The sequence below is a fragment of the Paenibacillus sp. PastM-3 genome, assembly GCF_029893965.1.
Classification (GTDB): Bacteria; Bacillota; Bacilli; order Paenibacillales; family Paenibacillaceae; genus Paenibacillus_AQ.
This window is the reverse complement of record NZ_JARXXP010000004.1, coordinates 223905-243658: the sequence shown is the minus strand read 5'-3', so window position 1 is coordinate 243658 and position 19754 is coordinate 223905. Positions and strand designations below refer to the sequence as shown.

The window sequence follows — 19754 nt, the reverse complement described above, 5'->3', positions numbered from 1 at the left end:
TGCTCTGGCAACCAGTCCGCCTTCTAATGCTCCAGCAGCTCCCACACCCCCCGCGGGGGCACAGGCCTGCTGATCAGGTAACCCTGCACCTTGTCACATCCCGATTCATTCAGAAATGCCAGCTGGCTGTCATCCTCGACCCCTTCGGCCACGACATCCAGCCCCATTTTATGGCCAAGCACAATAATGGTCTGCACGAAGGATTCGCTGTAGGCCTGATCGGCCAGGGAGTCGATAAAGATTTTGTCCATCTTGAGCGTAGAGATCGGCAGCTGCTGCAGATAGCTCAGCGAGGAATAGCCGGTTCCGAAATCATCAAGGGCAATCCGGATACCGCGTGACTTGAGGAATTCCAGCTTGCTGACTGTACTCTCGAACGACTCCATAAAGATTGATTCTGTAATCTCCAGCTCCAGGCAACTTGGTGCAAGCCCGCTTTGCTCCAGGCTGTCCAGCACGATTTCGACGAAATCATCCTGCAGAAGCTGGATGATAGAAATATTGACGGATATTTTATAGAGCCTTCCGGTACGCTCATGTATACTCTTCATGAAGCTGCAGGCTTCCCGCAGAACCCATTCCCCGATGTAGATAATAAGCCTGGAATCCTCGGCAACCTTGATGAAGGAGAGCGGAGATACGAAGCCAAGCACCGGACTGTTCCAGCGGATCAGAGCTTCGAATCCGGTGATTTCTCCTGTCCTGATGTCTGCCTGCGGCTGATAGTGCAGTTCAAATTCATTGTTGTTCATTGCGCTGCGCAGATGCTTTTCAATATGCATCCGTTCATTGAATGCGGTATGCATCGACTTGTCATAAATAACGTAGGTACCCTTGCCTTCCTCTTTGGCCCGGTACATCGCCACATCGGCATTCTTGAGAATCTCCTCCGTCGTCTCCCCGTCCTCCGGGTAGAAGGAGATACCGATACTGACCGACACATAGAGGTTACTCTCCCCGATCAGGATCGATCTGCGGAAAGCCCGCATAATATCGTCCGCCAGCGTAAGCACCGCATTGCGGTCTTCGGCATCCTCGATAAAGACGACGAACTCATCCCCGCCAAGCCTGGAGAGCATTCCCTTGCCCTGGACAAGCGACTGCAGCCGTTCACTTGCCTTACGGATCAGAATATCACCGGATTTATGGCCCAGTGTATCATTGATATATTTGAAATTATCGGTGTCCACGAACATCAGCGCCGCTTTGCCGCCCGGCCGCCGGAAATAATTGTCCATTGCCTCCAGCAGGGAAATCCGGTTCGGCAGATTGCTGAGCGAGTCCATATAGGCCAGCCGGTGCATGTTCTTCTGATTTTCCAGCAGCATATCATACTGCTCTACAAGCTCCTGCTGTGTCGCCGTAAGCTGTTCATACGTTGCTTCCAGCTCCTGATAGCTGTTATTCAGCTTGAATTCCGCCTGCTTGCGCCTGCTGATATCAATGAGCGAGCCGTTGAACAGCTTGAGCTGATCTGCAGGATCAACAATAGCCTTCCCTCTTACTTCAAACCAGATGTAATGATTGTCTTTTGTACGCATACGGTACTCGGTCTCATAGATTGGAGTCTTTCCGCTAAGGTGCGCCTGCCTCGCCTTATTGGCTGACGCCTGATCATCGGGATGAATGATGCTGAGAACCCCGTTTTCCATCCCGTTAATCTCTTCCTCCGTATACCCCATCACCTCGTACCAGCGCTCCGACAGCTTGTAGAACCCGGTTTTCCAGTCCAGCTCCCACATATAAGCACCTGAGCCCTCAGAGGTCAGGCGCAGCCGGCGTTCACTCACACTCAGCCTGTATAACTGCTCCTGTAATTCAGTCTCCGTGGCCGTTAATTCCTCGTAAGTCGATTCCAGCTCCTCATAGCTTAGCTGCAGCTTCTGCTCATTCTGCTTGCAGTCATCGACATCCAGCCCCACCAGCAGATAGACAGCCTCATCATGGTCATCCATTCCTTTGATCAGCGTGGTCCGGATAGAAAAAAACCTCGCCTCCGGCGAGTGCTCCGGCAGCTTCAGCTCTACATTGTTGACAAAATCCTGATAGACCGCCCTGGTCAGCAGATCGCGCAGCAGCGAAACATCGCCGTCCAGCCCGGGAAGCTCGCTGAGCTTTTTGCCAAGCACCTCCTGTTCCTTAAGCCCGGTCATCTTCTCAGCAAACTGGTTGAAGCGCGTAACCCGCCCATCCCCGGATACCGCCCATACAATCATTCCGGTATGCTCAATCACATCTTCAAAAAACTCCTGCTCCGAATGAATCGTCCTTCTCAGCCTCCGGATATACATTCGAATGGATACAATTCCGAAGAGAAGCAGACATAGACCAATTACAATTCCAAAAATAATCCGGTCATTTATCATGCCGGTGTAACCAGCCGAATGTGTAAAGAAATACTGCTGGTACAGTTCCTCGAAGGCACCCGAACGCTGAAGCCGCTCCAGCCTTGCATTAATATACGGGACAAGCTCCGGAGATGAGGTGCTTACACCATAAGCCACATCTACCGGGTAAAGGTCGCTTATTTTGCGGATGACATTGCCGGTCAGTCCCTGCTCAACAATCAGGTAGTCAACAACCCCCTGATTCTCAAACAGCAGATCAATTTCACCTTTTACGAGAGCTTCCAGCGCCTCCGGTACTGTCGGGTATTCTATGTATTTCGAAATGCCTGCCTTACTCTGCAGCAGCGCTGCAGTATATTGGCTATGTCCTACACCAATCTTGTAGTTCTCAAGTGTGCCCAGGGTTACCTTGTCCTTGAGCGCCTGCCGCGAATATACAGAAACGTAGCTTTTAAATACCGGGGTTGAGAAAAGGATATCTTTTTTCCTTTGCTCTGTTACTGCCATAAGTCCGGTTGTGTCAATTTGCCCGCTGGTCAGCAGCTGGTAAGTCTGTTCCCAGGCTCCGGTGCTGTAGCGGATCAGATATTCCTGCTTTTCAAAGATCATGCTCGTGAGATCAATATCAAATCCGGTTAAATAACCGTTCTGGATATACTTGAATGGCGGGTAATCCAATTCTGCCTGGTACTTGATATCCTGTCTTTCAGCATGGGCGGCAGCAGGCGGTGCCAGCATAAGCAGGATGATAATCAGAAGCAAACATTTACACCGCTTCATTGCGATTCTCCTTCTTCCCCAAAATCAGCTAAGGGCTATCCTATCAAGTTTTATTCGACAAAATATGGTAGGGTTCCTGCCCATTCCCTCTGTAAATGTGATAAAATGTGCAACTCTGTGCATACATAGGCCGGATTCTAAAGAAAAAAGATAAAACCTAAAATTTTATATTGCTTTTTGGGGGCAAAATGTGGATAATAGCAATAACCAGTGATAATGATTATCATTATTGAAATATAACCATTCTACCCCTTCACTATATTGAGCCAAAAGGAGACTGAACACCCATGAACGCAGCCACTACCCGGACAGCATTACAGGTTGACGATTATCTGGATCTGCTCAATCTTGCCGTTAAAGTCGGAGACCTGAAATGGCAAAAGGAAATTAAATCCCGCCTGCAATATATACTCTGCCTGCAGACCAGATAGCAGACATGCTGATTAGCGCATTCCCGTATTACGGGGATGCGCTTTTTTTGTCTAAGCGGGCTTGGCAGAGCCAGCATAAAGACTCTTTAAGCAGCCGTATCCTGCACCGCCTGGGATTTCACTCGCCTAATAGGGTATAATCACAATAATAAACCGGGCCATAGTCCCTTAGAACGGAGTGTGCTCAAATTGAAAAAGATAGTATCTCTATTTCTGATCCTCAGCGTGCTGTGGATGACCGGAGTTCAGGCTGCCGGATTCCCCGTACAGCAGGGATTAGTCACCGATGAGGCCGGGATGCTCACTTCCCGTGAGGCAGCGGCCATTGCCGAAGCTGCTGCAGACGGGCGTTATACCTTCCACGTACTGACTATAGATTCACTGGACGGCGCCAACGCCACCGACTTTGCAAGCAACGTATATGACAGCTGGGGATTGTCACCCCAGGATATTCTTCTGCTGATCTCTGCAGGTGACCAGCAGGTTGAGCTTAATTTCATTAACGCTTCGCTGCAGAATGCCATTAACGGATGGTCGCAGAACCAGGGGGGAGGAACAGGAAGCGCGGCTATCACCGCTATTGTTGACGCCTATTTCATCGCCTCCGCCAGAGAGGGCGACTTTGCGGGCGGGATCAGCGCTCTGATTACAGAGCTGCAGTCTCTTGGCAGTACGCAGGGCTCCGGAGGAACCGGCAACGGGAGCACAGGCGGGGCTCGCGGTTCCGGAAGCACTGGTACTGGTAGCACAAGCGGCGGGGTTGACGGTCCCGGGGGATCGGGCAGCCCGGGAGCCGGAAGCGGGACCGCATCCCGCAGCTCAGGCCTGCCGCTGCTGACCCTAGGGGCAATTGCTGCAGGCGCGGCGCTGCTGGCCCTGGTGCTGTATGTGCTGGTCACCGGCCAGCGCCGCCGCAAGCAGCTCAGCGTGCTTCAGGACCAGCTGTCTGACCTGCTTGTACGTACGAACCGGGCCATTGAGACGCTGCAGCCGTTTCAGGGCATCGTACAGGGCAAGACCGGCGAGATGGTTGCAGGCATCTCCAAGCGGCTGGACGCCCAGCTGGTGGAGATTTCAGTGCTGCAGGGCACAGGCCGCAGCCCGCAGCCGGCGTTCTATCAGCTCGCCGCGCTCAAGTCGGCAATCGGCCAGGCGGAGCAGACTGCAGCCGGCTTCCGCACCCGGATTGAGGATGAAGAGCGGCAGATTGCCTTGATCACAGACGCTGACCGCAATGTTAAACAGCAGATTACCGAGCTCAAGAAGGACGCTCCTGAGCTGGACACCCAGCTGCAGGAGGCAGTCAAAGACACTGGCTATGAGCTGCAGGAAATCGCCGAGGATCTGAAAGAGCTGGCCGAGGCGACTGCCAAAGCGGATCAGCTTGAGCTGTTCGACCCGATTGCCGCACAGGATATTACGGAAGAGGCCCAGGAACAGCAGGAGCAGATTGAACAGGATCTGCGCGATGTAGATGTCTATGACGACAAGCTTCAGGGCTTCCCGGGTGTTCTTGCTGCGGCACGTACGAAGATTGCCGGCATCATTGAACAGAACGCCCTGCATAATATGAAGGTTAAGCCTTACGACAACCTTGATCAGGCCCGCTCTGCAGCAGAGACGCTGCAGGCCCCGCTGCGCAGCGGGGATATGGATCAGGTGCGCAGCATTGCCGCAACCATGGATCTGCTGGTTCAGGAGGCGGTTGCCATGACGGAACGGCAGGCGCAGATCCGCCAGAGCAACCACCGTGATCTGGAGACGGTACGCAGCGGCTGGAGCGGGCTGCAGAGCCGGCTGAGCGGGCTGCAGAGCCGGCTGGCTGAAGCCCGGACCCGGTTCGCCGAGCAGCATCTCGCAAGTATTGCCGAGGTGCTGGATTCCTCCGGCGCCCGGCTGCGCGAGGGTCCCGGTGAGATGCCGCAGATCGAAACGTGGACCAGTGACGAGCGCGGGGAGTACGACAATGCGCGCAGCGGGCTTGACCGTCTGCTCACGCTGCAGGAGGAGACGGCCAAGCAGTTCAGCAGTGTCTCGCAAAGCCTGGATGAGCTGAACGCACGGCTGGAAGGCGTCAAGCGGCTCTTCCAGGAAGGCCTGGGGCGGGCAGACTCAGCCCAACGGCTGCTGGCGAGCAGAGGATTAGCGGGCCGCAGCAGATTCCAGGCCAGCCTGCTGCCTGAATACGGGCAGCTTGAATCAAGGCTAAGTTTACGCCCTTACAACCTGGATGAGCTGGAGTCGCTGGGACGCTCCTACGCCGCCCAGATCTCCTCATTTGTCGAAGAAGCGAACCGCCTGGTACGGCAGAAGGAAGAAGCAGAGCGGCAGGCTCAGCTCGCGATGATGCGGGAGCGCCAGCGCAGAGAGCAGGCCCGGAAGCGGATGTCCTCCGGCCCGCCTTCCTCCGGCGGCTTCGGCGGCGGCCGTTCCTCCGGAGGCTCCTCCTGGGGCGGGGGTGGGCGTTCCTCCGGCGGCTCTTCCTGGGGCGGCGGCAAATCAGGCCGCAATTCCGGCGGCTCCAAGTGGTAGACCGATTAAGCCCCCGCGCCGATGAACTGGCGCGGGGGCTTTTTGTCCGGTATTCCATCTTTGGCCTTCTCTCGGGCAAGCCGAAGGCTTGTCAGGGCTAACAACAAAGACCTTGCCCCTGTTAGCGGGGCAAGGTCTTTGTTAATTAGGATTTATCCGAATATTAGTGCAGGTCCCCGGGGTCCTTGTCCAGAAACGGCTTGTTCACATAATAGTACATGACGCCCATCAATACACCGCCGCCGATCAGATTGCCGAGCGTAACCGGCACCAGGTTATGCACGACACCGCTCCAGGAGATCGTACCGGGGTGATCCAGCACCAGCGCAATGGCGAAGGTACACATATTGGCAATACTGTGCTCATACCCGGAAATAAAGAAGCAGAAGACGAACAGCATCATCGCGAACATTTTGGCTCCGTCATGCTTCATCGACATCGGCACAAAAAACGCCAAGCAGACCAGCCAGTTACAGAGGATGGCCCGGAAGAACAGCTGCAGCGCAGGCGCCTCCATTTTGTGGGCCACCACATTCAGCAGAAAACTGTTAACACTCGAATCATCGTACAGTCCGGTCAAAAAAATCAGCAGCGCAAACGCCGAAGCGCCAAGGATATTCCCGATATAGCTGATCACCCACATCCGGACGACCTTGGTCCACTGCATCTTTTTTCTGAGAGCAGCATACGAGTAGTAAAATGTATCCCCGGTGAACAGGTCCCCGCCGCCGTAGGAGATGAGAATGATCGCAGCACCAAAGGTAATGGCGGCCATCGGATAGGTCATCGGGGAATGTTCCATGTAGAAGAAGTTGCCTGTTTTGAAGGCTACAATGACACCGAAGCCGATGAACATGCTGGCCAGCATCGCCCTGGCGATATAGCGCAGTACACTCTGATCAAAAATTTTCTGTTTCTTGAGTGCCAATTTTTCAACCTGCAGCAGTGCCTCGTTCTCCATATGACCTCCGCATAAGCTTGTATTTTCAGCAGTTATCCCGGCTGTCCGCAGCCTCCGGTTATTATACCCAATAAACCGCTGGAAATTGCTTGAATCATGAAACCAAAAGAAAATTCTGTCCTCTGGAGTGAGAGCAACACTGCTTACCTGCCATCCTTATCCGGTTCATTCAGCCCAGCAACCGACTCCGCCTTATTACCGCCGGCAACGACGATAAGCGCCAGTATCAAGCATCCCAGTATCATCCGCTGACCCCCGTTTCTCCGTAAGAACTTATGCCGGGAACCGGAGGATTATGAGCGGTATTCCAAAGCCCGCCGGTCGTCCCGGCGGGCTTAAATCTGAATCATATTTGACCGCAGCTGTTAATTCAAGAAGCTGCTTAGCCGGCTGTCATTCTCCGCCTGCTTCAGTGCCTGCGGCTGCGAGGCTTCGTTCAAGCCCAGACGGTTGTTCAGCTGGGTGTTGATTGTCGTCATCTTGGCGGTGTAATCCTGGCAGCTCTCGATAATCCGGCGGTTGGACTGCTCGGAGGTGTCCAGAGCACTCAGCAGATCGCCGATTGCCTGGTTAACCGCCTCAAGCGACATCGAAGGCTTGGACAGCAGCTCTGTAGTCTTCTCTGTTGTGGTGCGCAGCAGCCGGGCATTCTCCTTGAACTGGTCCTCGATCGTCTTGTTGGTCGCTTCCACCGCGGAAATGACATTTTCCTGGTCGGCCAGAGACATGGCAATCATGGCTGATACGGTGATCAGATTCGAGGTTTTATCAATAGCGTTGTTAACCGAATCAATCAGCTTGTCATTGTTGTCATTAATAATATCTGTAGCGGCGATCGCCTGGTTGTAGAGCAGTATCATCTCGGTCATTGACTGAATGCGGACCATTACCTTGCGCAGGCCGCGTTCCAGATAGGCCTTGCGGAACTCGTTCTCAGGCTTGGCAATTTCCACCTCGAACAGCTCCTTCAGCTTGTTGCCGAAGGCAATCTTGGTCTGCAGATTGTAGATCTCTTCCATCGAGGTGCGCTTCAGCTGGCGCATATTGACGATACTCTCTTCAAGCGTATCGCGTCCGTCACGCAGACCGGTCACAATGGCATCAATGTTCGTGCGGACAGACTGATATTTATAGACGTAGTTTTTCAGCGGGCTCTTGCGGAGCATTTTGCCAAAAAAGCTGACATTCTTGCTCTGCTGCAGAGTCTCGCACTCATTGCGCAGCTTCATAATCATATTCGGCACTTCAACACGCTTGCCTGACATAAGGTCATTGACCGGACGATCCAGAAGCTTCAGTGTCTGCCCGGCCTTCTCCTGCGTCTTGACTCCCAGCTTGCCGATGTCATCCATCAGAGAGTCCAGGGCGACGGTATCTGTCTTGGCTACCTGTTCAATTAACTGCGAGGCTTCCTCGACTACCTTCTGCTCATCCTCTTTCTTGAGCTGAATTAACTGCGTGGACATGGGTTTCCCTCCTATAATTCGGAACTGCTGTACCGTTGATGAATCAGTTCCGCCTTGGTCTGAAGTTCCATCAGGTCTTTATGCTCGATCGTTGAGGCGATTTCCGATATTTTGGAATCGACATCCCGCAGACCGTTCAGCAGCATTCTCCGGTTTTTCGTTTTGGCTTCGCCGCCGAGCCGCAGAAACGGATTAATGACCCCATTCAGGTCTTTCATCACCAGTCTGCGGACCGTATGATTGATTTCGCCGTTGCCCAGCTCCTGCAGCAGCGGGATCACACGCTGCAGTCTGGCGAAAAGCGCCAGTGATTTCTCGACAATCTCATTGTCCAGCGTGTCCTTCTGCCCTTCTGAAATAATCATGTCCTCCAGAATGACAAGATACTCTACAACAGACGCGAACTCACCCAAGGCAGCCGGTTCAACCGTTGCTCTGGCGGAAGGAGCGGAAGGAGCCGCAGGTGCGGCACTTGCCCCCGCCGGGCCACCGGCTGTAGGGCGGGCGGCGGATGCAGCCGCCGCCGGAGCCTGGCTGGCCGGAAGCACCTCCGCCGGCAGGTTAACCCGCGTGCGTGTGCCGCCCAGCAAGCCGGCGCCTGCGCCGGCAACCGGCAGCAGCAGAGAGATCAGCTCCGGCAGAAAGCTGCTGGTCAGCACAGCCACTACATAGCCGGCGGCCGCGTACAGCAACACTTTAGACTTTGTGCTCATTTTCTCACCTCTTGCAGGCTTGCTGCATTTCGCTTAATTCACCGCATCAGGAATGGCGGATTCAGCGAAGATTTTCATAATCATCGGCTGTTCGATATGGCTTGCAAGTACATCTTCACCGAACTGGACAGGCTCAACCTTGCCGCCGAGTGCGCTTTTGACAGCCAGGTACGGGAAGTTAATGCCAGACAGGCAGGAGACATGCAGGCCGCCCGACATCCGCGGATTAATCTCCAGCAGCTTGGGAACAGCGCCGCCATACTTCATCTGAATATTATAATTGAACGGAATCTTGAACGTCTCAGCCACTCTGCGGGCAATATGTTCCAGCTCGGGAATATGCTCCATCACCCGCAGGCGTCCGGTATCCTTGCGCCGGGGAACCGCGGCCAGCAGCCTGCCGTCAGCATCGGCCAGACAATCAATACTGTACTCGTAGCCTTCAAGAAGCTCCATCACCATCAGCTCCGGGAAGGAATCCACACCGGATAGAATACGGTAAGCATCGTCAAAGGAAATATGCTGGGTTACATAGCCGAACAGCTCCTGCAGCGGACTGCGGCTGTTGTTGATAATCCGGAAGCCGAGGCCCCCTTCCGTTTCGGTCGGCTTGAAGCAGACCCGGAGTCCCTTGGCAACCAGATCTTCATATGCTGCCTTGAAATGCTCCGCATTGCTGACTACATGGTACTCCGGAATCTCCATAATCCCGGTTTCCTTAACCTTCTCGTAGAATTTGCCCTTATCCAGCATCATTTCCAGCAGGTCCAGATCACGGCAGACCAGCACCTTCGTACCGATTGCATCAAACTGCGCGGCATGCAGGGCAATATCCATCATGTGCAGGCGGGGAATAAAAATATCAATCTCATTGCGGCGGCAGAAGTCAACGCAGAACTGCACGTATTCAATACCTGTAACCGCGGGTTCCGTTCCGGCGATATCAGCGCCCTGAAGCGACATATGCTTAATATCGGGATGGGTCGCAAAAATCTGTACAGGCACGCCGTCCTCATTGTTGCGGATGAGATTCATATAATGATAAGCCACGGAAAACCAGCGGTTAAAATAAATATTTACCTTTTTCATTGCGGCCCAACTCCCAATGTCGATAGATTATGATAAATCTTCTGCACATAACGCATAATTTCATCCCCCGCGAAGACGCCTCTGCACTCTGTAAAAGGATACTTTAATTTTACTTGAGTCGCCTGCTGCTCGGCAAATATTTCTCCGTGGCAGGGGGCGATGGCGTAGTCGGCGCTTTCCAGCAGGCTTTTATCCAGCAACGAGTCACCGGAGGCCACCATCGGCTCCGAGCGTACGGTGCGCCGTACATGAATGATGGCATCGCTTTTGTTCACGGCCTCAGGCACCACGTACAGCTTACGGCCCTGCAGGGACACTCTCCAGCCTATCCTATGCAGGCGCTCAGACATATGATTAATCTCATCCAACGGAAGGAGGTCCCGGTAAACCATATACGTATAAAATAGCTCGTCGCAGTAACGTTCACTGATAATCCATTCTGTACGCACTACAGACCGGACGATCTGCCTGACTTCCTCCGCTTCAGCTGAATGCTGCAGAACCAGCCTGCCGATATGACTGCGCCATTCCTGGTCAACCACGCCGTTCACAAGAATATTGCCGCCGTTGCTTGTAACCGCATAATCGGGAATGAGCGTCTCCTGGAACAGGTTAATCCGCTTGTATTCCGCAATCGTACGGGTGGTCACCGGCATAAAGATGATGTCTGCCGTAAGCTCCTGCAGCAGCTCCAGCGCCCCGCGCGAAATATACGATCTTGTTACTCCCTCAATAATCTCCGCTGGCACCAGCCCCGGAGTATCCTCGGGAACGCCGAGCGCTCCGAGCGAATAAATCAGGGTCCTGTCCAGATCACTGGCATAGATCATTCTGATTCCCCTCCCCCAAGCGGCTTGATGATTCCGCAGCAGGAATAGGCCAGTCCCGGATATTCCTCAACCGGAACGTCCCGTTCTTCCGCCAGCAGCAGAATGTGGCGCAGATTCGGATTGTCTCTAGTATCGACAATAATTTTCCAGGGTACCCGGCGCAGCAGCACGCGGGTGGTTTCCCCTACACCAGGCTTAATCAGATTGATATTGTCCACTCCGAAGTGCTCCTGCAAGGCCGTAATATCACGCATTCCCCGCCAGGAAATGTCCGGAGGCGAGTCCTCCATCTCTCCGGCAACAGCAACGGCCCCTTCTCTGACAGACGTGAAATAAGGAGTGATGGCATCTATAAATACATTGGAGTAGTCCTGATCCAGCCATTCCTTATAAAATTTCGCGCCATGGAAATCCTCCGGCCCGGTCAGATCGTCCCGCTGCACCGTGCGGCTCAGCAGGCCTGACACCGTTGAATTAAGACAGGCACTGGGAATCAGATAATCCTCCCTTGTTCCAAAGATCCCTGAGCAATGCCCGGGATCGGCCAGTACAGCCAGATCAGCGCTGAGCCTTACCCCGTATCTGCTGTAGAAATCCTCGCAGGATTCGGACAGCACCCTGGTAATTGCCCCCTTGCCTGTCCAGCCGTCAACGAATTGCAGCTTGGCGCCTGCGCCGTGCTGCTGCAGAATATAGCGGATGGCGTTCAGATCAAGTCCTTTACCGCGGATAATGGACACGCTGTAATGCGGCAGCTCCACCCCGAACATTTCGGCGATATAACGTCGGATCAGCACGCCAACCGGCGTCCCTGCCCGGGCCAGAGAGACCAGCACAGTTCCTTCCGTTCCCCGCTGAGCCACAATCAGCTCGGAGACAACGGCAACGGCCCGGGCCACCTTGGCTGCCGATTCCTGCAGCGTTGTCCGGAACAGCCCGATATATTCCTCGGTAGGCCGGTATTCCACCGGCAGCATCTCCGAATAGCTCACCCCGGATTGAATGGCCCTCTCCCGTTCGGCCGTCCCCAGCTCGAGCGGCGCACCGCCGAGATCCTTCAGCAGAAAAGTAACGTCAGACGGGGGATAGCTGCCCATGGGAACCGGCGGATTTATCCGCGGGCCCAGAACGGTGTCCCGGTTATCCGTTTTCATCATCAGCAGCTCCTTCCGCTTCCTCCCGGGGGGCGAGTACAATCAGATGCACCTTGCTTCCGGCAAGCCCCCTCAGAATATCAGTCATCGGTTTAATCCGCCGGCCCGGAACATCACGCTCAAGCAGTACAAAAATATCATCATACTGCCCATACTCAACATTATAAATATAGTTTGTGATTAACGGGTCGCCGGCAGACGGATACCCTGCTGCGCTGCGCACCCCGTAATCCGGCCTGTGCTGCGGATAAATCGGGCTGCGGGTGGAGGACTGATAGAATACGCCCTCTCCCATCTCCGCTGCAATCCGCATCGGCAGGTACATGAATTCGCCGGCCCCCATGACCAGTGTACGGTCGCCTTCACGCAGCGCACGGAGCTTTGCCGCTACCGCGGCAACCTCCCCGTCTATTGCAGCATTGTCACCTGAAGCAAGACCGAAACGCCCGCTAAGCTTCAAATAAGGGGATGCGTTAATCTCTCCGCAGGAATCGGCGGAGGTGACATTAAGCCGCTCAAGGCCGTCTTGTATATACGTAGTCACTACAGGTACTTGGGCATCCTCAACCTGTTGGTCCCTGGCGGCATCGGCATTCAACAGCGGTGTCCCGTTAACCTCAATGTTCCCCCGCAGCAGCGATAGAGCAGTGATCTTAATACCCAGCTCCAGCTCCAAATCCCGGTAGGCCTGGATGTTTGCCGGGCTTCTCCAATCCAGCAGCGAAGCTACCACATACTCCCTGCGCGGAAACTTGGCCTGAATATCACGGATAATGTTGATTGCGGTATTGCCCGTTGTAATCTCGTCATCAACCAGAATGACTGGCTCATTACCGGACAGCAGCTCCGGGTGCAGCGCATAGCACAGATGATCCACCGCGTGGGAGTGCTCCTCCTCAAAGCTGATCACGGAAGTAAGCTCCGGTATATCCTCACGGGTAGTATGAATATAAGACGCTCCGGAAGCAAAAAGGTTGTACATGCTGTGGCCCAGGGCGGTAGCGGTTTCGGCAAAGCCGATAAACACGGCCGGATGCGGAAGGGTAAGCCGGGCTTCCAGCAGCGTGCGGTAAGCTTCCTCGGCATACTCCGGATGAACTAGGCCATGCACTGCCTGATCCAGCAGCTTGTCCATTAAGGTCCCGGAGCCCTCTCCCCCCATGTCACGGTACAGCAGCAGCCCGAGCGCCGCTCCGCTTAGCAGCGGAGTATAGGGATTTACCGGAATATGCTTGCCCAGCACCCTGCTGACAAAAAGGAAAGAACGCTTCTTATTAATCCGGGCAGCCATCGAAAACAGGGAATCAACCGGCATCTGAAACGGGTTAGCCGTCTCTGTTACTGTAACCTGCAGATTGTCGACAATATTAAACGTGTGTATATTCGTTTTCGGGTAGTAAGTAGGCAAAATGCTGTTCTTCATGTAACACCCCGTATACTTGAGATCTTTGTAAAATGCGCTTCGCCCAGTTCAAATGCGGCTTGATTTCATTCATCTTGTTAAAATATTCACTTTTAAACACGCCGCGGCTGCCGTTATTGCTCTCAACGATGCTCAGCGCATCCACATATTCCTCATGCCGGACCGAATACATGGCCTGTACAGGCCTGAGGTGGGACGGATGGATAATCGTCTTGCCTACAATGCCGTTTTCTTTGTCCAGCCTGACTTCACGGATCAGCCCTTCTGCTGCGCTGTGGTAATAGCCCGCTGCCCGCTCCGGCCTGCCAAAGGGTTCTTCAAAAGGCAGCGTACGCAGCTGCGGACGGAGAGCACGCTGCCCTTTATGGCCGAAATACTCCCACACCGGTCCAGAAATGACATACCCCTCCTCCATTCTGCCGAATATATTGAGGATTTCCGAGATGCAGTCCCGGACGGGTGCAAGCTCATAAATGCTGATCTCCGGGCTGCGGCGCAGTCCGAACAGGCTGGAGAAGTCGGTTGCCCCTATTCTTACATTGAGTACATAATCGCGGTAGTCGCCCAGCAGATTTCGGATCGCCAGCAGACTGTCAAGCCGGCTTTCCCGGTATATAATCGGCGCGCTCTCCAGAATCGGCATGCCGTACAGAACGGGTGTATTATAACCGCGTGAGCTGTTGTAATCGGCAATAGCCTCAAAGAAATTGGCCCCGTTCTCAGCCGTGAATTTAGGGAAGACAAACCCGGTAAGCATCGTTATCAGCGGACCCAGCCGGAAGATCAGCTGCTGCAGCTGCACAGGATTCCGCACGCGGATAAAGATCAGCGGAAGGCTGTTGCCAGGATCAGGCTCATTCTCTGTATAAGCGGCCAAGAAGGACAGATGCCTTACCACAGACTCCTCGGCAAATTGGACCTCCCCGTCACCAATGGCATCTTCAAGGTCCATAATGACTGTCACAAGACCTGATGCCCTCAGCTTCAGGATATCTTCTGCGATACTGGTGCGGGTAGCCGGCATATACAGCGCTGCACCAACCGCATAGGCCAGCAGCTCCTTGCCGGAATATTGATTAAATGTAACAGGCGGAGAGTAGAATAATGACGTTTCTTGTTCCTTAGTCAGGTAATCGAAATATCTCAAAGGCCGTTCCCCCTATTAGTTGTGCAAAACCAGGCAAAACAATAATAGAATGGCCTCTCCTTATAAAGAGCAGCAGAACCGCTTAAGCCGTCCTGTCGGGGACGGCTGCCGGTTTTCTCAAATACAAGCAAAGGCCATACTATTACATATACGATTACCGGACAATGAGGCCTGCACCTTCCCTGCGAAGGCCTCCCACCCATGGAACTCTGACTATTAAGCTTGTTTATCCATCTCCTTCTTCTTCTTGGCAGCACTATACAGCATAGTTCCTGCAAAGACTGCAATCAGAACGGTGAAGAAAATTGCGTGCGGCAGCTCATATCCGAAGGCCCCGGCAAGCATCTTGCCGGCAATAATGGCAATCAGCAGGAATGCCGCCTGCTCCAGCTCAGGGAATCTCGCAATCAGCTTGAGGAATACCTGCGCCACTCCGCGCATCATCAATACGCCGAGAATACCGCCCAGGAACAGCACCCAAACTTCGCTGCTAAGACCGAAGGCTGCAATTACACTGTCAATACTGAAGGCAATATCCATTAATTCAACAAGCAGTACCGTCTTCCAGAAGGAGGCGCCTTTATTCTCGGTATGTCCTTCTTCTCCGCTGCCCTTAAATAATCCTTTATAAGCAATGTAAAATAGATACAGGGCCCCCAAAACTTTGACCAGTGTAAACTCGATCAGATAGGTGCCGAGTCCGATCGCCAGGAATCTGAAGATATACGCACCCAGAATCCCGTAAAAGAGCGCCTTCTTCTGCTGTTCCTTCGGCAAATGCCGTACCATTACCGCGAGTACGAGCGCGTTATCAGCAGAGAGCAGGCCCTCCAGCAGAACCAGACTGCCGATAATCCCCCAGCTCACCGGATCAGACAGCGTTGCTGCTATATCGCCCCAGGAGAAGAAATGACCGTAATTGTCGCTGATGCTTCTAAAAAACTCACTTAACCAACCCATCCATAATGCGCCTCCGCAAAATATAATTATTTACTGCCCGCTACCCAGCGCAATCCCCAGCCGTAGGCCTGGTCCATTTCCCTGTGGCCGCCAAAATATTGCACAAGCCGCTCGATACTGAACGTCTCATCGCCGACGTTCTGTATAAGCGCAATCGCACACATTCCTTTACGGTTGTTATGCTCGTCCAGATTCACAATGATATCCGGCCCGTCATCCTGATGAATGGTAACGACGCCATCCGCTTCAGACCAGTGGGTAACTCCCTGATAGATAAATGAAAAAATTAAAACCCGTCTGATTTCGGCAACCTTGCTGCCGTTAATCCGCAGGTTCTCGCCTGATTTCACCGAGCCTGTCCGGTCGTCTCCATCAAGCATAATATAAGGAGCCTGCTGAAGATGGCCAAACGCATTGCCGAGCGCCTGGACAACGCCCTTTCTGCCGTCCTTTAATTCATACAGGCAGGCAAGATCCAGATCTACGCCGCCTTTGCGGCTGAATAATCCCCCGCCCTGCCTCTGGTTCCAGTTCAGATTAATCAATATTTCACCAAGGCCGGAGGCCGATTTCTTGAGATTAATCGAATCTCCCTTCTTCTTCAGCTCAATCTTCTTCAAGTTAAGATTAAGCGGCGGCGCCGGGGGTGTTGGCGGTGCCGGAACCGGCGCAGGCGGTGGTACAGGCGCAGGCCGTGGTGGTACAGGCGCCGGACGCGGCGGCGGATTCTCCGCCTTTGGAGGAGCCGGCTCGTCTTCCACCTCAATGCCGTAATTGCTGCATAACGCCTTTAGTCCGCCTTCAAAACCGGCTACAATGGCGCTAAACTTCCAGTCTGCGTTATATCTATATAATTCTCCTACTACAACAGCCGTTTCTACAGAGAAATGATTTCCAAGATTACATCGCATGATTTCCTCGCCAGTGATCCGGTTCAGAAGCCGGAAGTAGGCATCGCTCATTTGCCCGAATGTCTGCCTGCGGCTCTCACCGTTATACAGGGTAATTGCAAATGCGATCCTCATCGTTCCAGAGGGGACCTTGTCCAGTTCAATTTCGAAGTGCTTCAGGCCGCTTGATCCGCTAGCCGGCATATCCTTATAGCGGATAAAGGGCGTAACCGGATTATTATAAAAGATCAGGTCATCATCACTGCTTACCTTCGCCTGTGCTCCCAGCAAAAATGCGGAAGCATCAATTTCCATATCAGCCGGAGCACGCCAGCTGATCTCTGCGATCAGAGACCCCAGTCCGGGATTTCCGCGCGTCAGATCGACCTTCTGACCTTTCACTGCCTCTATGCTCATATGCTTAAACCACCTTTAAACATTAGCTGTAAGTTACGGCTAGGAGTGTATATTTCTTAAATAAATTCGATATGATTTAAAAAGGGCAGGATCACTGGGGATCCCGCCTTTGAAGCGATAAAGCTGTTATTGCTATTGCGCGTCAAGTCCATAGTTCCGGCACAATGCCGCCAGTCCTCCGGTAAAGCCGCTGCCTACGGCCTGAAACTTCCAGTCCGCGCCATGGCGGTAAAATTCACAGAATACAACTGCCGTCTCTGTCGAGAAATCTTCACCGAGATCGAACCGCAGCACCTCACGTTCGCTTACAGCATCTACCACACGCACGAATGCATTGGAGACCTGTCCGAAATTCTGGGCACGGCTCTCCGCATCATAGATGGTTACTGTAATGCCGACACGCTGAATCTGAGCCGGGACCTTGCTGAAATCAACAACAATCTGTTCATCATCGCCGTCGCCGGCACCGGTCCGGTTATCACCGGTATGCGTCACAGAGCCTGCACCGCCGCTCGGATTGTTGTAGAAAACAAAGTCATCCTCGCCCTTGGCCTTGCCGTCTTGATGCAGCAGGAATGCAGAGGCATCCAGATCGAAATCCTTACCGCCGCTGTATTTATTCGTATCCCAGCCCAGTCCGACTACCACCTTCGTCAGACCCGGATTAGTTTTGGTCAGGTCAATCCGCTGTCCTTTGGAAAGACTGATTGTCACCGGCTATACCCTCTTTCCTGATTTATTGCAGTCCGTAGTCGCGGGTAAGGCCAGCCAGGCCGTCCTTGTAGCCGCTGCCGATTGCACTAAATTTCCACTCGCCGGCATTGCGGTACAGTTCGCCGACAACAACGCCAGTTTCGATAGAGAAGTCTTCGCCGAGGTCAAAGCGGATCAGCTCTACATTGCTTTCTTCGTTCACGATACGCACATAAGAACGGGAGACCTGTCCGAAATTCTGGCTTCTCTGCTCAGCTTCATAAATGGTAATGGTGAAAGCTACCTTCTCAACATCAGCAGGGATGTTCTTCAGGTCAATATCAATTACTTCGTCATCGCCTTCACCTTCGCCGGTGCGGTTATCGCCGGCATGAACCACAGAGCCGTTCTCATTCTGCTTATTATTGAAGAAGATAAAGTTGGTTTCTTTGTCCACTTTACCGTTTGCGTTAGTCAGGAATACGGATACATCAAGGTCAAAGTCCTTGCCGCCATCATACTTGTTGGTGTCCCAGCCGAGACCTACTTTAATTTTGGACAAGCCCGGGTTAGTTTTCGTCAGATCGATCTTTTGCCCTTTGGATAAGTTAATGGCCATGGATAAAAACCTCTCTTCTAATAGAATTATTGAATTTAGATATATCGTTCAGCCAGTTGATTGATATGTGCTGCATGGGCGCCTTCACCGATGGCCGCGAATTTCCATTCCTCGCCGTGGCGGTAGAGCTCCCCGCAAATAAGTGCCGTAAAGCCTGTGTAATTGTCAGTCAGGTTAAACCGCACCAGTTCATTATTGCCGGATGCGTTGATAATTCGGATATAAGCCGATTTGATCATTCCGAAATCCTGCTTGCGGTTGACGGCATCATAGATATTCACGACTACGAGAACCCTGTGCACATCGGAAGGAATCGCCTTCAGATTAACCTTGATCTGCTCGTCGTCACCCTCACCGTCGCCGGTCAGGTTATCACCCGAGTGGACAACCGAATTATTCGAATTCTGTTTGTTATGGAAGCATACCAGATTCGTTTTGTTCAGCAGCTTGCCGCCTTCGCTCAGCAGAATGGCCGAAGCGTCACAGTCCACGTTGGCCTGCTTCTTCACCCCGAAGAATCCGCGCGCAGGCTCAGCCGGGTCCCAGCCCAGGCCTACAACAACATTAGTCAGTCCGGCATTTCCTTTAGTAAGATCAATCTTCTGTCCTTTTACGAGATTAATTCCAGCCAACTTTAAGTACCTCCGTTCCCAAAAAGAATCACAGCCTGCAAGTCCAGCCTGAGGTTGTTCTATCAGTGATACGGTCCAGCTTCCCTTTCGTTTCAAAGAGTCCGATAAAAGATCCGCTCCTCTTAAAGGCTGAATTCACCCGGGTTAAGTCCCAGCACCGCGCAAATGTTACGGACAATAGCCTTCTCGTTCTCGTCAAAATCACCGTCAGCCGCTCCGATCGCCGAGCAGACGCCTACAATGACACGGCCGACATCCGGCTTGCCAGTGAATTTGCCGATTGCCTTAAGCGCTTCCTGCTTGCCGATTTCCGGAGAGAAGTCAAAATTGCTGACATAAAAATTGAACTGGGTAATCACATCTCTCATATCAAATACCTTGAGTTCGTTGCTGAGGTTCATATAGCCGGCCATCTTGTTCTTCTCGGCTTCCTCGATCTTGCCGTCAGCAGCAGCCACCAGGGCACAGCCGGCAACTACCGCATTCATGAAATCTTTATTTTTAAATTTCTTAACCTGTTCAGTCAGTCCGTTTTTGGTGGTGTTCAGCCAATTTTTGAAAGTGCTCATTATTTTCTCCTTCTATCATTTAATGATGATAAACATAAAGATAGCAGAGAGCCTCCTCCCCGTCATTTCGACAGATATTTGCTGTATTCATCAGCATTCA

17 protein-coding genes are annotated in these 19754 nt (G+C 53.0%); 2 read left to right on the top strand and 15 right to left on the bottom strand.

Annotated features, from left to right (window positions below; genetic code table 11):
* Positions 1-23 precede the first annotated feature (23 nt).
* A complete protein-coding gene (locus M2108_RS09920; protein WP_277468932.1) occupies positions 24-3128 on the bottom strand; it encodes an EAL domain-containing protein in 3105 nt (1034 codons plus the stop codon).
* A gap of 287 nt (positions 3129-3415) precedes the next feature.
* Between M2108_RS09920 and M2108_RS09915 the strand changes: the two genes are divergently transcribed.
* Positions 3416-3559 carry a hypothetical protein gene (locus tag M2108_RS09915; protein WP_167336675.1) on the top strand — a complete coding sequence of 48 codons (144 nt, stop codon included), beginning with the start codon at positions 3416-3418 and terminating at the stop codon, positions 3557-3559.
* Between the two features lie 189 nt (positions 3560-3748).
* On the top strand, positions 3749-6091 hold the full coding sequence (locus tag M2108_RS09910) for a TPM domain-containing protein (protein WP_277468931.1): 2343 nt from the start codon (positions 3749-3751) through the stop codon (positions 6089-6091).
* Positions 6092-6254: 163 nt separating this feature from the next.
* Here M2108_RS09910 and M2108_RS09905 read toward each other — a convergent pair whose 3' ends face one another.
* The 14 genes from M2108_RS09905 to M2108_RS09840 form a co-directional block, all read right to left on the bottom strand.
* On the bottom strand, positions 6255-7052 hold the full coding sequence (locus M2108_RS09905; protein ID WP_277468930.1) for a formate/nitrite transporter family protein: 798 nt from the start codon (positions 7050-7052) through the stop codon (positions 6255-6257).
* Between the two features lie 365 nt (positions 7053-7417).
* A complete protein-coding gene (locus M2108_RS09900) occupies positions 7418-8518 on the bottom strand; it encodes a toxic anion resistance protein (RefSeq protein ID WP_068727108.1) in 1101 nt (366 codons plus the stop codon).
* An 11-nt stretch (positions 8519-8529) separates the two neighbouring features.
* Complete coding sequence (locus M2108_RS09895) at positions 8530-9231, bottom strand: hypothetical protein (protein ID WP_277468929.1); 702 nt, start codon at positions 9229-9231, stop codon at positions 8530-8532.
* A gap of 33 nt (positions 9232-9264) precedes the next feature.
* On the bottom strand, positions 9265-10320 hold the full coding sequence (locus M2108_RS09890) for an ATP-grasp domain-containing protein (RefSeq protein ID WP_277468928.1): 1056 nt from the start codon (positions 10318-10320) through the stop codon (positions 9265-9267).
* Positions 10317-11150 (bottom strand): HAD family hydrolase, encoded by an 834-nt coding sequence (locus M2108_RS09885; RefSeq protein ID WP_221803321.1) that lies wholly within the window; start codon positions 11148-11150, stop codon positions 10317-10319. The genes M2108_RS09890 and M2108_RS09885 overlap by 4 nt, the downstream gene beginning before the upstream one ends.
* Positions 11147-12304 (bottom strand): cysteine protease StiP family protein, encoded by a 1158-nt coding sequence (locus M2108_RS09880; RefSeq protein WP_277468927.1) that lies wholly within the window; start codon positions 12302-12304, stop codon positions 11147-11149. The genes M2108_RS09885 and M2108_RS09880 overlap by 4 nt, the downstream gene beginning before the upstream one ends.
* A complete protein-coding gene (locus tag M2108_RS09875) occupies positions 12291-13595 on the bottom strand; it encodes a phosphoribosyltransferase family protein (protein WP_277469006.1) in 1305 nt (434 codons plus the stop codon). Before M2108_RS09875 ends, M2108_RS09880 begins: the two co-directional genes overlap by 14 nt.
* A gap of 76 nt (positions 13596-13671) precedes the next feature.
* The gene (locus tag M2108_RS09870; RefSeq protein ID WP_277468926.1) at positions 13672-14874 is read right to left on the bottom strand and encodes an HpcH/HpaI aldolase/citrate lyase family protein; all 1203 of its coding nucleotides are present in this window, start codon (positions 14872-14874) and stop codon (positions 13672-13674) included.
* A gap of 216 nt (positions 14875-15090) precedes the next feature.
* Entirely contained in the window at positions 15091-15834 is a 744-nt protein-coding gene (locus M2108_RS09865; protein WP_090713364.1) for a TerC family protein, read from the bottom strand.
* 26 nt (positions 15835-15860) lie between these two features.
* Positions 15861-17141, bottom strand: coding sequence for a TerD family protein (locus tag M2108_RS09860; RefSeq protein ID WP_277468925.1), 1281 nt, complete (start codon positions 17139-17141; stop codon positions 15861-15863).
* A 132-nt stretch (positions 17142-17273) separates the two neighbouring features.
* Complete coding sequence (locus tag M2108_RS09855) at positions 17274-17855, bottom strand: TerD family protein (RefSeq protein ID WP_277468924.1); 582 nt, start codon at positions 17853-17855, stop codon at positions 17274-17276.
* A gap of 22 nt (positions 17856-17877) precedes the next feature.
* Positions 17878-18453 (bottom strand): TerD family protein, encoded by a 576-nt coding sequence (locus M2108_RS09850; protein WP_277468923.1) that lies wholly within the window; start codon positions 18451-18453, stop codon positions 17878-17880.
* Between the two features lie 35 nt (positions 18454-18488).
* Positions 18489-19085, bottom strand: a complete 597-nt coding sequence (locus M2108_RS09845; RefSeq protein WP_277468922.1) for a TerD family protein — start codon at positions 19083-19085, stop codon at positions 18489-18491.
* 122 nt (positions 19086-19207) lie between these two features.
* Positions 19208-19654, bottom strand: coding sequence for a tellurite resistance TerB family protein (locus tag M2108_RS09840; RefSeq protein WP_277468921.1), 447 nt, complete (start codon positions 19652-19654; stop codon positions 19208-19210).
* Positions 19655-19754: the final 100 nt, after the last annotated feature.

Coding starts and splice junctions, on each gene's coding strand:
- M2108_RS09920 (WP_277468932.1), bottom strand. CDS start 3,128: ATGAAGCGGTGTAAATGTTTGCTTCTGATTATCATCCTGCTTATGCTG.
- M2108_RS09915 (WP_167336675.1), top strand. CDS start 3,416: ATGAACGCAGCCACTACCCGGACAGCATTACAGGTTGACGATTATCTG.
- M2108_RS09905 (WP_277468930.1), bottom strand. CDS start 7,052: ATGGAGAACGAGGCACTGCTGCAGGTTGAAAAATTGGCACTCAAGAAA.
- M2108_RS09900 (WP_068727108.1), bottom strand. CDS start 8,518: ATGTCCACGCAGTTAATTCAGCTCAAGAAAGAGGATGAGCAGAAGGTA.
- M2108_RS09895 (WP_277468929.1), bottom strand. CDS start 9,231: ATGAGCACAAAGTCTAAAGTGTTGCTGTACGCGGCCGCCGGCTATGTA.
- M2108_RS09890 (WP_277468928.1), bottom strand. CDS start 10,320: ATGAAAAAGGTAAATATTTATTTTAACCGCTGGTTTTCCGTGGCTTAT.
- M2108_RS09885 (WP_221803321.1), bottom strand. CDS start 11,150: ATGATCTATGCCAGTGATCTGGACAGGACCCTGATTTATTCGCTCGGA.
- M2108_RS09880 (WP_277468927.1), bottom strand. CDS start 12,304: ATGAAAACGGATAACCGGGACACCGTTCTGGGCCCGCGGATAAATCCG.
- M2108_RS09875 (WP_277469006.1), bottom strand. CDS start 13,595: ATGGCTGCCCGGATTAATAAGAAGCGTTCTTTCCTTTTTGTCAGCAGG.
- M2108_RS09865 (WP_090713364.1), bottom strand. CDS start 15,834: ATGGGTTGGTTAAGTGAGTTTTTTAGAAGCATCAGCGACAATTACGGT.
- M2108_RS09860 (WP_277468925.1), bottom strand. CDS start 17,141: ATGAGCATAGAGGCAGTGAAAGGTCAGAAGGTCGATCTGACGCGCGGA.
- M2108_RS09850 (WP_277468923.1), bottom strand. CDS start 18,453: ATGGCCATTAACTTATCCAAAGGGCAAAAGATCGATCTGACGAAAACT.
- M2108_RS09840 (WP_277468921.1), bottom strand. CDS start 19,654: ATGAGCACTTTCAAAAATTGGCTGAACACCACCAAAAACGGACTGACT.